This is a genomic window from Cohnella massiliensis (assembly GCF_900169535.1).
Classification (GTDB): Bacteria; Bacillota; Bacilli; order Paenibacillales; family Paenibacillaceae; genus Cohnella; species Cohnella algarum.
In genome coordinates, this window is record NZ_LT821259.1 from 3,042,121 (window position 1) to 3,055,372 (window position 13,252).

The 13,252-nt window shown below is 61.4% G+C and carries 9 protein-coding genes and 1 pseudogene; 5 read left to right on the forward strand and 5 right to left on the reverse strand.

Annotated elements, in window-relative coordinates; all coding sequences use genetic code 11:
• Positions 1 to 948: 948 nt before the first annotated feature.
• Positions 949 to 3,624 carry an alpha-L-rhamnosidase gene (locus B7E11_RS27995; protein ID WP_080840711.1) on the reverse strand — a complete coding sequence of 892 codons (2,676 nt, stop codon included), beginning with the start codon at positions 3,622 to 3,624 and terminating at the stop codon, positions 949 to 951.
• Between the two features lie 225 nt (positions 3,625 to 3,849).
• Here B7E11_RS27995 and B7E11_RS28000 point away from each other — a divergent pair, with 225 nt between their 5' ends.
• Entirely contained in the window at positions 3,850 to 4,611 is a 762-nt protein-coding gene (locus tag B7E11_RS28000) for a helix-turn-helix domain-containing protein (protein WP_176220926.1), read from the forward strand.
• A 19-nt stretch (positions 4,612 to 4,630) separates the two neighbouring features.
• Here B7E11_RS28000 and B7E11_RS28005 read toward each other — a convergent pair whose 3' ends face one another.
• Positions 4,631 to 5,515, reverse strand: coding sequence for an ROK family protein (locus B7E11_RS28005; protein ID WP_080840713.1), 885 nt, complete (start codon positions 5,513 to 5,515; stop codon positions 4,631 to 4,633).
• 96 nt (positions 5,516 to 5,611) lie between these two features.
• On the reverse strand, positions 5,612 to 7,576 hold the full coding sequence (locus B7E11_RS28010; RefSeq protein ID WP_080840714.1) for an alpha-amylase family protein: 1,965 nt from the start codon (positions 7,574 to 7,576) through the stop codon (positions 5,612 to 5,614).
• Positions 7,577 to 7,749: 173 nt separating this feature from the next.
• Here B7E11_RS28010 and B7E11_RS29900 point away from each other — a divergent pair, with 173 nt between their 5' ends.
• The 4 genes and pseudogenes from B7E11_RS29900 to B7E11_RS28020 all read left to right on the forward strand — a co-directional run bounded on the left by B7E11_RS29900 (position 7,750) and on the right by B7E11_RS28020 (position 10,805).
• Complete coding sequence (locus B7E11_RS29900; RefSeq protein WP_176220927.1) at positions 7,750 to 7,896, forward strand: hypothetical protein; 147 nt, start codon at positions 7,750 to 7,752, stop codon at positions 7,894 to 7,896.
• 88 nt (positions 7,897 to 7,984) lie between these two features.
• Positions 7,985 to 8,467 (forward strand): annotated as a pseudogene (locus B7E11_RS31110) (AraC family ligand binding domain-containing protein); the annotation flags it as partial.
• A 144-nt stretch (positions 8,468 to 8,611) separates the two neighbouring features.
• On the forward strand, positions 8,612 to 8,857 hold the full coding sequence (locus B7E11_RS31115) for a helix-turn-helix transcriptional regulator (RefSeq protein WP_425430087.1): 246 nt from the start codon (positions 8,612 to 8,614) through the stop codon (positions 8,855 to 8,857).
• Positions 8,858 to 9,101: 244 nt separating this feature from the next.
• Positions 9,102 to 10,805, forward strand: coding sequence for an alpha/beta hydrolase family protein (locus tag B7E11_RS28020; protein ID WP_080840716.1), 1,704 nt, complete (start codon positions 9,102 to 9,104; stop codon positions 10,803 to 10,805).
• 104 nt (positions 10,806 to 10,909) lie between these two features.
• On the opposite strand, the gene B7E11_RS28025 is transcribed toward B7E11_RS28020, so the two are convergent.
• Positions 10,910 to 11,884: an aldo/keto reductase gene (locus B7E11_RS28025; RefSeq protein ID WP_176220929.1), complete on the reverse strand. Its 975-nt coding sequence runs from the start codon at positions 11,882 to 11,884 to the stop codon at positions 10,910 to 10,912.
• Between the two features lie 220 nt (positions 11,885 to 12,104).
• The gene (locus tag B7E11_RS28030) at positions 12,105 to 13,100 is read right to left on the reverse strand and encodes a Gfo/Idh/MocA family protein (RefSeq protein ID WP_080841076.1); all 996 of its coding nucleotides are present in this window, start codon (positions 13,098 to 13,100) and stop codon (positions 12,105 to 12,107) included.
• Positions 13,101 to 13,252 lie beyond the last annotated feature (152 nt).

The window sequence follows — 13,252 nt, forward strand, 5'->3', positions numbered from 1 at the left end:
TTGCAATTCCGATTTTATTAGCTCGGTCGGGCCATGTATCGAACAATTTCCAATCCAAACGGAGGACTTCTTATTAGCGGGGAAAAACATTTTGGTCGAGAGTTGAAAATCAGGAATCGTTAGCAGACGTACGGAAGCGGCGAGACGAGTCTGAGCCCGACCACATGCGTTCGACCGAACCAGATGAGCAATATTTACCCAACTGAGCCCGACCACATGCGTTCGATCGAACCAGATGAGTATTATTTACCCAACTGAGCCCGGCCTCATGCGTTCGACCGAACCAGATGAGTATTATTTACCCAACTGAGCCCTACTACATGCGTTTGACCGAACCAGATGAGTGATATTTACCCAACTGAGCCCGACCACATGCGTTCGACCGAACCAGATGAGTATTATTTACCCAACTGAGCCCAACTACATGCGTTTGACCGAACCAGATGAGTGATATTTACCCAACTGAGCCCGACCACATGCGTTCGACCGAACCAGATGAGTATTATTTACCCAACTGAGCCCTACTACATGCGTTTGACCGAACCAGATGAGTGATATTTACCCAACTGAGCCCGACCACATGCGTTCGACCGAACCAGATGAGTATTATTTACCCAACTGAGCCCTACTAAATGCGTTTGACCGATCCGGAAGAGTAATATTTACCCCACTGAGCCTGGCCTCATGCGATTGACAGAACCAGTAGAGTAAAATCTACCCAACTTAGCCCGGCCTCACACGTTTGACCGATCCAGATGAATAATATTTACTCAACTGGATGCGCGGAGGGCCGAGCCGACATCCTGCGTATAGGGAGATGTCGCTGGAGAAACGTTAGCGCCATTCAAGCGGCGCGCCCGCGCCCGCCATCTTGCGCGGCGGCTAGCGCAGGCGCTTTCGCCCCGCGAAAAGCGCCCGCGCAAATTTCGCGCGGGCGCAAGCCTGTCGTCAGGCAAGCGGATACTCGAAGCGATAGACGCCCGAGCCGACCGCGAGCCGCACGCCGTCCGCCGTATCCGCGGCGGACGCGATGCCTTCCGCCCCGCCGCGAACGGGGCGGCCGCTTTCGCGAAGCGCGTCCAGCGCCGCGCCGCGAAGCAGCACTTCCGCCGTCGTATTCGGCGGAAGCGCAACCTCGACGGCGCGCGACATTCCGTCCGCGCGCCACGAAACCTCGATTCGCCCATAGGCCGAATCGTAAGCCGCCCGCGCGCTCGTCAGCCACTCGCCGCCGAAGCGCGGTTCGATCCGCGCCCGCTTGTACGCCGGCGCGCGGCCGTCCGCGTCGAGCCCCGCAACGACGCGGTACAGCCAATCCCCGATCGCCCCGTAGGCGTAGTGATTGTACGAGTTCATATCGTCGCTCCAGAACGAGCCGTCCGGCTTGATCCCGTCCCAGTGCTCCCAGATCGTCGTCGCGCCTTGATTGACGGAGTACAGCCACGACGGATAGCTTTCCTGGACGAGCAGCTTGAGCGCCGTTTCATGATAACCGTTCGCCGACAGGACGTGGCACAAGTACGGAGTGCCGACAAAACCGGTCGTCAGGTGGAACTCGTTGTCCTCGATCAATTTGTTCAGCTCGCGCGCCGTCCGCGCGCGGGCTTCGCCTTCCGCCAGGTCGAACATGAGCGCCAGCACGTGCGCCGTTTGCGTCGGCGCGGCGATGCGGCCGGAAGGCGTGACGAACTCCTCGCGGAACGCCGAAACGACGCGGCCGTAAAGCTCGCCGTACTTCCGGGCGTCCTCTTCCCGGCCCAGCACCTCCGCCGCATCGCGCACGAGCTTCGCGGAATACGCGTAAAACGCGGTCGCGATCAGATCGCGCGGCGTCGCGCCGACGTAGCTGTTCTCCTTCGCGTCCAGCCCCAGCCAGTCGCCGAAGTGGAAGCCCGTGTTCCACAAATATTCGCTCTCTCCTTGGGCGCGAATATAGTCGACCCACGCCTTCATGCTGTCGAATTGCTCGGCGAGCAGCGCTTTGTCGCCGTAAGTCGCGTACATCGCCCAGGGAACGACGACCGCCGCGTCGCCCCACGCCGCCGAAGAGTGGTCACCGTCGAGCACGTCGGGAATGACGAACGGCACGCCGCCGTCTTCTTTTTGATCCGCGGCAAGATCGCGCAGCCATTTTTGAAAAAACGGACCGACATCGTAGTTGAACGCCGCCGTCCAGACGAACACCTGCGCGTCCCCGGTCCAGCCGAGCCGTTCGTCCCGCTGCGGGCAGTCGGTCGGCACGTCGAGGAAATTCCCCCGCTGCCCCCAGACGATGTTTCGCTGCAGTTGGTTGACAAGCTCGTGAGAGCATTCGAATTCCCCGGACCGAGGCATATCCGAATGGATGACCTCGCCGACGAACCGGTCGAGCGGAAGCCCGTTCTCGATGCCCGGATACCCCTCGACCTTCACGTAGCGGAAGCCCTGAAACGTAAAATGCGGAGCGTACGTTTCGGTTCCTTCGCCTTTGGCGATATACTCGACCGTCTGCTTGGCCGAACGGAGATTGCCGACGTAGAAGTTGCCCTCCTTGTCCAGCACCTCCGCATGCTGCAGCCGAACGGCCGTTCCGGCCGGGGCCTCGACCGACAGCCGAATGCGGCCGACCATGTTCTGGCCCATGTCGAGCACCGCTTCGCCGGAAGGCGTGCGGATGAACGCAACCGGCCGGATCGTCTCCGTGACCCGCGTCGGCCAGTTTTCCTGCGGAACGAGCACGGACATCGGCAAATCGAGCGAAGCGGCCGCGGCCCATCCCGCGGCGTCAAAGTCTCCGCGCGACCACTGCCCGAGCTCGAGGCGCGCGTCGTAGATCTCGCCGTGGTAAATTTCCGAGTACCGGATCGGTCCGAGCGCTGCCGACCACGTCGGATCGCTGACGACGATCTCTTCCGTCCCGTCCGCGTACGTCACGTGAAGCTGCACGAGCGCGGCGCGGCGGTCCCCGTACAGGCAGCTTTTGTCCGACCAGGTCAAATCGCCTTTATACCAGCCGTTCGCAAGCAGGACGCCGAGTCCGTTCGAACCGGCCCGCAGCCGGTCCGTCACGTCGTACGTCTGATATTGCAAGCGGTTTCGGTAACTCGTCCATCCGGGCGCGAGAATGTCGTCTCCGACTTTTTCCCCGTTCAAATACAAATCGTAGACGCCGACGCCGGTCGCATAAACCCGGGCCGAGCGCACGTCGCTTTTAAGCTCGAAGCTTTTGCGAAGCGCGAAAACGGGCTCGGCAAGCGGATCGATCGCCGCCGGATCCGGCGTGATCCACCGCGCCTGCCATTCGTCCTCGCTCAGCAGCCCCGTTTCCCACCAGGCGATTTCGCTCCAGTCCGATTCGCCGCCGAAATTGTCCCAAGCTTTGACGCGGTAAAAATAACGCATGCGGGAAACCGGCGCGGGTCCTTCGTACGTTACCCGGATCGAAGCGTCCGATTCCGTCTTTCCCGTATCCCACAGCGGGCGGTCGAACCCGTCTTCCGCGTCCGCCACCTGGATCCGGTAAGCGGTTTGCAGCGTGCCGCGGCGCGCCGCCTCCAGTTTCCAGCCGAATTGCGGCGGCTTTCCGTCCGTTCCGAGCGGATTCGGGCGGCCGCCGACCGTTAACGCTTTCACAAGCAAACTCATCGGAAATGTTCACTCCTCGCTTGTTCGATTCCCCTTCATCATAAAGCGGAAATGCCGTATAATAATATGGCGATCCGGACTTTTATCCGGGGTGAATCAGACTTCTTTTTCAACGGAGGCCGTTCCCTTTATGAGCGTCATGCGACCGATCGATCTATTGCGCGGAACCTGGTTTTACCGCGAGGAGCGCCTATCTACGTCAACCGCGCGATCGAAACGTTCTCGATGTCCGAACACCGGCACGATTTCGTCGAAATCAGCTATGTCAGCGAAGGGGCCGGAACGCATCACTTCAGCGACACCTCGTTTTCCGTCGTCCAGGGGGACATCGTGCTCATTCCGGTCGGCCAATCCCACGTGTTCCGTCCGGCTTCCGCTTCCGGCCGGAAACCGCTGATCGTCTACAATTGCGTGTTCGCCGAGACGGCCGCCGTCCGGCTGCTCGGCTCCTTCCCGGGCAGCGAGCCGATCGCGCGCCTGTTCGAGCATCGGGAAATCCGCCGCTACCGCGACCGGTACGGGGAATTCGGCCGCTTGTTTCAGCGGCTTCATTACGAATTCGCCTCCGACCGTTTCGGGCGCGAATCCGCGCTTTACATCGGCTTGCTCGAGCTGCTGCTGTTTTTGTGCCGCGAAGACAACGAAGTCTCCGGCAGCGGCGCGCAGGGCGCGAACGGAGGAATGGAAGCCGCGCTGCACGCGCTGCATACGCAATTCGCCGAGCCGCTTTCGGTCGCGAAGCTCGCCCGGCTCGCCGGCGTCGGCGAACGGCAGTTTCACCGCGTCTTCCGCAAGCAAACCGGCATGAGCCCGGTCGAGTACGCCCAGACCGTCCGGATCAACGAAGCATGCCGCCTGTTGAAAACGTCCCGACGCAAAATAGCCGACATCGCGTCCGCGGTCGGCTACCAGGATACTCCTTTTTTTAACGGGTTGTTCAAAAAAATAACGGGGGTTTCCCCCCGCGAATACCGGCGGCGCGACTAGGCGCCGCCGGCATGTCCGATCAGGCTTCCGACGCTTGCAGCGCCCGCAAGCCGAGGGCGAGCGAGCCGCTGAGGCCGGCGTTGTCGCCGAGGCCCGGAGGCACGATGTAGTCGTCGATGCCTTCGAGCACCTCTTTCGCGCTTACATATCCGTTCAAATATTCCTTCACCTGCTTGCGAATGAGCGGGAACAATTGCTGCTGATGCATGACGCCGCCGCCGAGAATGATTTTTTTCGGGGAGAGCAGCAAAATCGAACCGGACACCGCTTGCGCGATATAATAGGCTTCGATCTCCCAGGCCGGATGGTCGGGCGCCAGCTCGTGGCCTTTCACGCCCCATCTCTTTTCCAAAGCGGGACCTGCGGCCATTCCTTCCAGGCAATCTTTGTGATACGGGCACCAGCCCTCGAACTTGTCTTCCGGATGGCGCCTCAGCGGAATGTGGCCGCCTTCCGGGTGCGTAAGCCCGTGCACGAGCTTGCCCTCGACGTACACGCCCACGCCGACGCCCGTGCCGATCGTATAATAAACGCAGCTGTTCAGCCCCTTCGCCGCGCCCCAGACCGCTTCGCCGTAAGCGGCGGCGTTCACGTCCGTATCCCAGCCGAACGGAACGTCGAATTCCCGCTTCAGAACGGGAAGGAACGGATAGTCCGACCACCCCGGCTTGGGCGTCGTCGTGACATAGCCGTAACGGGAGCTCGACGGATCGAGATCGATCGGACCGAACGTGCCGATTCCGATCGCTTCGACGTTTTTATCGCGGAAATAAGAAATCACATTGCCAAGCGTCTTCTCCGGATGCTCCGTCGGAAACTGCACCCGTTCTTCGATAACGCCGTTTTCGTTGCCGATGCCGCAGACGAATTTCGTGCCGCCCGCCTCGATCGCGCCTATTCTCATTTGCCAGAACCTCCTGTGCTACGTAACCTTACCGTTCTAAGGTATAACGATTCCGCCCGCTTGTCAAAACAACCTTTGGGAATGTCAAGGAATCGCCTAAACTTCGAGCACGACCATCTGGTGGCAGGTTACTTCGGGCACGGTATACCGAACGCTTCTCTCGCCCGTCCGCTCGAACGGGAGCTCCTCCATTTGCGGGGCGAGATAGATTCTCTTAACCGGCTCGGGCAGCGCAAGCGTCGCGGTTACGTCCCGCAAAGGCACGATATCCTCGATGACCTCGATGCCGCTGCCCCGCTTCACCGGCGACGCATACAGCAAATGGTGAACGTAGCGCCCGCTGCCCGGCTGCCGCTGGACGGTCGTGACGCCCTGGGCGGGAAGACCCGTATCGACGGTTTTCGAAGGAAGCAGCAGGTTCAGCGCGTGAAGAACGAGCTCCTTCAAAAACAGGCTGCCCTTGACGGCATAATCCTCGAATACGTTCCAGGCGATATAGATGCCGGCGTCGCTTGCCGCCATGCCCGGGCCCCCGTATTCGCCCGAATTCGGCGTATGCTGGTGCGAGCAAAACGCAAACGCGTCACGGTTGAAGTACGGATTTTCGCGAGCCGCGAGCTCCTTCCCGCCCGAGAGCTCGACGCTCAGTCCCGGCGCATAGCAGACGAACGCGGCTTCCCCCAGGCTCGGCAACGGAAACGACGGACGGCAGTAGTCCGGCCGGTACGGATTTTCTCCGACGAGGCGGACGCCCAGGTCGAGAGCGAAGGCGTCGCCCTGCTCGTTCAATCCCGAGCATCCCGTCGCGAGCACCCGTCCACCCTGCGCGATGTAGGCGTTCAGCTTGTGCCCGAGCTCTTCCCCTATCCGCACCTTGTCCGGCAGCACGACGACGCGGTACGGGGTCAAATCCGTCTCCAGATCGGCTACGTCGAACAAAATATGGCCCTCCAGCAGCATCCGCACCGCCCCGGTATCCGACAAGCCGGTCCGCTCTTCTCCTTGTTCCGACTGAAGCGCTTCCAATGTGAGGACGGCCACATCGGCCACATTGACGGCATCCCTGCACCAGGCTTCCTTCGCTTCGACCTCGCGGTAAGCGGCGCCGATCAGCCGGTACGTCGCTTCGTCCATTCGTCCGTCCGGCGGAAGCTGGTCGCCGATCGAGCACCCCGCCCCGTTCGCGAGACTGAGCGCGGCTTCGTACCGCAGCGCGTTCGGATGCTTGTAGCCGCCGAATTCTCCCCAGGACGTATGGAATTTGCCCGTCATTCCGAGAAACGGCATTCCCAGCTGCTGAACGTACCGCGCGGACAGCGGAAAATGATCGTACCCCCAGCCGCCGGTCGGCAGCGATTCCAGCTCCAGATGGGTGTTCGCCCTCGCCAAATCCCGGCGTCCGCGCCGGACGTGCCCGCTGTTATGGAAAATCGGCAGCCCCGGCTTGATCCCGTGCACGACTTCGCGCACGCGCCGGACGTAGCGGGCGTAGGTCTCCTCGCCGAGCTCCAGCACGTCTTCCGCCCGACGCGGGTCTTTGCCCCGCCTGCGCAGCTCGGAGATGCACGCCGCGCAGCAGCATTGGCGGACGCCGACGATATCGAGAAAGATGCCGTCCGCGTCGTACTCGCGCGTCACCTCTTCGATCTGCGCAAGCAGAATATCGAGATAAGGCGTGTTGAAGCAAAACTCGTGATAGCCCGGCTTCAGAAAGCTGTCCACCCACCGCGTGCGGTCGTCCTGCGAACGAATGAGCCATTCGGGATGCCGCAGCGCCAGCTTTTCGTCGAGTCCCGCGGACAGGTAGACGGGCGTTTTGACGCCGATTTCGTGCGCCGCTTCGATCATGCTTCCAAGCAGGTCGAAATCGAGATGCGGATGCATTTCGTTCGCCTTGCTCGGATGATAGGCCCAGCCGTGATGGCATTTGGAAAACACGGTGATCGAGTCGACGTGCCCGATTCGCAGCGCCTCCTGGAACTGGCGCTTGTCGAACCGCGTCCCGATGCCTGGGATCGCCTCCGACGTGTGGAAATCGAGATGCACCTGCCTGAACCTCATCGTCAACACCTCTGTTCGGATCGTAAAATCCTTGGATTTGAAATTTGTCTACCTTCAATCTACAGGTTGATGATCCCGCCGAACAGGGAAGGATTCGACCGGTTATAGCACAATATCGACCAAATCCTTTATACTGGGGAAAACGCCTGCCGACCTGACGGAAAGCGCCTTCTTTGGCAGCGGCGAAAAAGCTTTCTCTATTACTCTCGACCGCGAGGAATGCTGCAATTATGCAGGATTTCCCGGTCGCCGCGGAGGGAGCGCGGGATCAAGATGCGAAAATGCAGATTTTTCTGAAGCTGCCGGCTGAAGCGCGCTAGCCAAGCATCGCCTCGCCCGCGCAGGCTGAAACGCGCTAGCAAAACTGCGCTGATGAACGAAACGCATTCGAACGGAGGAAGTCCGCCGATGGATTGTCTGAAGCTTACGATACCGCCGCTGCCCCAGCTGCTAACGGTCGGGCACGGCGTCTGGCAGCCGGGCCAGGTTCATTTTCGCCGGACGTTTAACGCTTGCGACATGCTCCTGGTCGTCCGCGGCACGCTGTTCATGACCGAAAAAGATGCCGCTTACGAAATCGGACCGGGCCACTGGCTTGCGCTCGAACCGGGAAAACCGCACTGGGGGCACAAGAGCTGCGAGGAGGAAACGGAGCTCTACTGGATTCATTTCGTTTTTCCGAATGCGCCCGAGCGCGTCTCCGCCTCCCATATCTCCTGGACGGCTTTGCTCGAACAGGGCACCGACCGGGACGAATCGCCGCGCGAGCAGCCGCTCGTCATCCCGAAATGGGCACGCCTCGATCCGCGGCCGCTGCTTCCCGTGCTCGACGAAATGGTCGCCATTCAACGCGATCTGCGGACGGGCAACGCGGTTCAGCTGCAGGCGCTGTCCATGCGCCTGCTCGTGCTGCTTCAGCACGCCGTTTCCGGCTCCGTTAAAGCGTCCAAATCGCGGCGCGTTTGCGACGAGGCCGCAGCCATTCTCGAAGCCGATCCTTACGCGCCGTTTCGCGCCAAAACGCTCGAAGATCGGATGCACTTCGCCTACGATTACATCGCCCGCTGCATGAAACGCCACGTCGGCTTGACGCCGCATCAGTACGCGCTCCGGCTCAAGCTCGAGGAAGCCCGGCGGCGGCTTGTCCTGACCGACCTGCCCGGGGAGCGGATTGCCGAGGAAGTCGGCTTTCCGGATTACAATTATTTTATTCGCGTGTTCCGGAAGCAGACGGGGATGACGCCGGGCGGCTATCGGCGCTGGAAGCAGGGAACGACGTAAACGAGCTCCCTTTCCCGGCCGTGCACCCGGATGTTGCACCGTACATTGGACCTGCGTTTGCACTTATACGTTGCACCCGTACGTCAGATTCAACCTCTGCGTTTGCACCTGTACGCTGCACCCATACGTCTTCGCGCCGTCTTGCAAGCGCATTCGAACGCATTGACTTCGGCCCAAATATCGGTTACTCTATATTTAGAAATTTATCTAAATATACAAACGTTTAAGGGAGAGGATAGCCGAAATGAACAAATCGTCCACCGTCCGCTACGCCATCGCCGTTGCCGCTCTCGCGCTTGCGCTGAACTTGCCTGCGGCCGTGTCGGCGGCCGAAGGCTCCGGGATTCCGACCGCGTCCGCGCAGGCCGCCGCCGCGGATGCGGCCGGCGGAAGCGGGCTCGTTCCGCTTCGGGTCGCCGCCGAAACGCTTGGCGCATCCGTCAAATGGCAAGGAGCGGGCAAAATCGCCGTCGCCCGCGGTCCGATCGAGATCCAGCTGCAAGTCGGGCAAACGTCCGCGGTCGTAAACGGAGAGACGCGGGATGCCGGCTCCGCCGTTCGGACGATCGACGGCAAAACGTACGTATCGCTCGATTTTTTAGCTCAAGCGCTGGACAGCCGCATCGGCTGGGACGAAGCGGCCGGGAAGCTCGTCATCGCCGAGGACGATTTCGTCGCCCGGGCGAACGAATTCGTTTACCGGCTCGCCCGCGGCGACGCCGCTTCCGCGGCCGGCTCCTTCAGCTCGGCGCTTCAGTCCGCGCTGCCTGCTCCGGCTTTATCGGCGATATGGCCGAATCTGGCGCAAGCGTACGGCTTGACGGACAAACAATTGTCCTCGTCGCAAGAGTCCAACGCCGTACATACGAGCGTCAGTCTCGCCTACGAGTCCGCGGTCGGACCGTTCGACGTGACGGTTCGCTTCGATGCGGACGGCCGGATCGACGACTTCAACTTTGCGCCGGCATCTGCCGCCGAGCCGTATAAAGCCCCGGCATACGACGATCCGACGGGCTACGAGGAGCGGGACGTCATCGTCGGAGAAGGCGCGTTCGCCCTGCCCGGCAAGCTCACGATGCCGAAGGGCGAAGGCCCGTTCCCGGCCGTCGTGCTCGTTCACGGCTCGGGGCCGCACGACCGGGACTCCACGATAGGCGGCGCCAAGCCGTTCCGGGATTTGGCCGTCGGACTGGCGGGCGAGGGCATCGCGGTGCTCCGCTACGAAAAAGTGACGTTGGAGCATACGGTCAAATCGTCCGCCGCGGCCGACTTTACGATCGAAGACGAGACGGTGAACGACGCGCTGAAGGCCGTCGGCCTGCTGGCGCAAACGGACGGCATCGATCCGCGGCGCATCTACGTCGTCGGTCACAGCCAGGGAGGATTCGCCGTTCCGAAGCTGATCGAGTCGGACGCCGAAGGATCCGTCGCCGGGGCCGTGCTCCTCTCGAGCCCGAGCGGCACGTTCGGGGACGTTCTGGTCGAGCAGCAGCAGGAAGCGCTCGACAGGCTGAAGCGGCTCGGCTTTCCGCAGGAGACGCTGGCGGCCCAGGAGCAGGCGCTGGCGGCGTATGCGAATATCGTAAGTGTGCTTAACGATCCGCAATTTTCGACCGATAATCTTCCTTCGCCCGAGCAGTTCGCGCTGCAGCCCGCCTACTGGTGGTACGACATTCGCGATTACGTGCCGTCGGAAACGGCCAAAACGCAAACCAGGCCGCTGCTCATTCTTCAGGGAGAAAACGATTGGCAAGTTTCGATGAAGCAATTCGAGGGTTGGAAAGAAGCGTTAAAAGGCCGGACCGATGTCGAGTACAAATCGTATCCGAACATGAATCACCTGCTGACGGAATACGAAGGAATTTCCGTCGGCGCGGAATATAATCGGGCCGCCAACGTCCCGGCCGAGTTCATCGCAGACATCGCCGCCTGGGTGAAAAAGCGTTAACCCGGCAGCCGGAACGTTTAATAAAAACAATGCGAATCGGGCCGTCCCCGGGATATGCACCCTGGGGGCGGCACCTTGCCGTTCAAGCGGGGAATCGGCGTACCTTACGCCTCCCCTTTATCCAGCCAGGCCAGCTGCTCCGGCGTCAGCTTCGTCTCGGCCGCTTCGAGGCTGTCGAGCAGCTGCCCGGGCGTATTCGGCCCGACGATCGGGATCGTCGGAAACGGCTGGCTAAGCAGGTAGCCGAGCACGATCCGGTTCAGCGGCAGCGACAGCTCGGCGGCGAGCCGGCTGGCCCGTATCCAGCGGGCGACATTGTCCGCGCTGCGGTACTGGGCCGCGATCCGTTCGTCGTCTTCGGCGTGCGTTCCTTCCTCCCACTTGGTGAAAACGCCTTGCGCCTGAGACGAATAGGGGATCGCCGCAAGCCCGGTTTCCCGGTGCAGCTCGTACATCGCCTCGTCCATCGGGACGAGCGAAGGGTCGGCCAGCCGGCTTTTGTCGGCGGCGGCCAGGCTCCACATCATCTGATTGGCGCAGAAACCCCGAAGTCCGCGCGCCTCCGCGTAAGCCTGCGCCTCCCGCATCCGCTCCACCGTCCAGTTCGAGCATCCGAAGCAGCGGATTTTTCCTTCCCGCACGAACCCGTTCATCATCTCGACGATTTCTCCCGCCCCGCGCGCCGTGTCGTCGCGATGCAGCCAATACAAATCGATTTCCGTCACCTGCAGGCGCCGCAGGCTCCCTTCGACATCTTCGCGGACTTCCGCTTCGGACATCCGGCCGACCGACATCGTCTCCGTGCGCGGATGCGCCCCCTTTGTCGTCACGACGAGCCGGTTCCGGTTGCCTCTCGCCTTCATCCACTCGCCGATCGTTTTCTCGCTGGCGCTTGGCTCCGTATCCGGCAGCCAGTTGGCGTACACCTCCGCCGTATCCGCCATGTTTCCGCCGCGATCCGCATAAAGGTCCATCAGGCGAAAAGCGTCGCCGCGCGAAATTTTGCTGCCGAACAGCGCCGAGCCCAGTCCGATTTGCGAGATGCGAAGCTCCGTGCCGCGAATTTGCAGTTTATTCACCGGGCTTGTCCCCTTCCGTGTTCCTCGTTTTCCCGATCTCGACCCTTCCTCCGTCCGGTCGGACGGCCGCCAAACTTTACGATGCCATAGTTGCCGCAAAACGGCAAGCCGATCCGCCGCCCCGTCGGAAACGATCGAATCGCCGCGGAAACGGCGGCGCAAGCGAAAAAGCCTCCGAAAACGTTCGAATGAACGCATCGGAGGCTTCGGGCGAACCGCCTTACGATTTCGCGTCGGCCGGATAGACGAGGCCCATCTGCCTGCGCGCCTCGTCCATCGTTTCCATGACCGCCAAGGAGTCGGACGGCGAGTAAAACGCGGACCGCCGCTCTCCCGCTTTTACCGCTTCGATGAACGCCCGGGCTTCGTACGTCATCGTGCTGGCGGATTGCGGAACGCTCGCATCGAGAATCCGGCCGTCGCGGTAACGAATTTCCACCCGGGACGGCTGGCTGATCTGGTCGATGACGATCGTCCCGTCTTCCCCTTGAATCTCGCTCGGCAGCGAGGAGCTCGATATTTTCGAATATTGAATGACGCCCTCCATGTCCGGATAACGAAGGAGCATGCTCCCTTCCCCGTCGACGCCGGAGGAAAGCATGACTCCGTTCGCCTTCGCTTCCAGGGGCCGTCCGAACAGCGCGATGGCCGGGTACAAGCAATAAATGCCCAGGTCCATCAGAGCGCCGTTCGAAAGCGCGGGATTGAACGCGTTCAGCACCGTTCCCGCCCGGAAAGCGTCGTAGCGCGAAGAGTATTGACAGAAGCTCGCGAAATACCGCCGAACGTTGCCGATTTTGCCCAGACTGTCGCGAATGACCGCGAAATTCGGCAAGAAAACCGGCTTGATCGCCTCCATCAGAACGACCCCGTGCCGCTCCGACGCTTCGATCATCGCCCTCGCTTCCGCCGCGTTCGAAGCCAGCGGCTTCTCGCACAGCACGTGAACGCCGTGACGCATGCAGGCAATCGCGTGCTCCGCGTGCAGAAAATTCGGGCTTGCGATGTAAACCGCATCGATTTCCCCGCCGGCCGCCATCCCCCCGATATCGTCGTACGCGCCCGCGGCCCCGTGCTTGTCCGCGAATTCCCGGGCCCGTTCCGTCGTTCGCGAGTACACGGCGGTCAATTCGAAATCGGGCGTTTCTTTCGCCGCTTGAATGAAAGCTTCCGTAATCCAGTTTGTTCCGATAACGCCAAAGCGAACTTTTTCCATGCCGATGCTCCTTTGCAACCCTTGCTGCCGCCCGGACGCCGGCCGTCCGGTCATCCCCCGGACGCAGTGCCGGGCCCGCGCTACTCGAAGCATAAAACAAACGGGTTGCGAACGTCAAATGCGGCCCCCGGTCGTCCCGCTGGCGCCGAGCG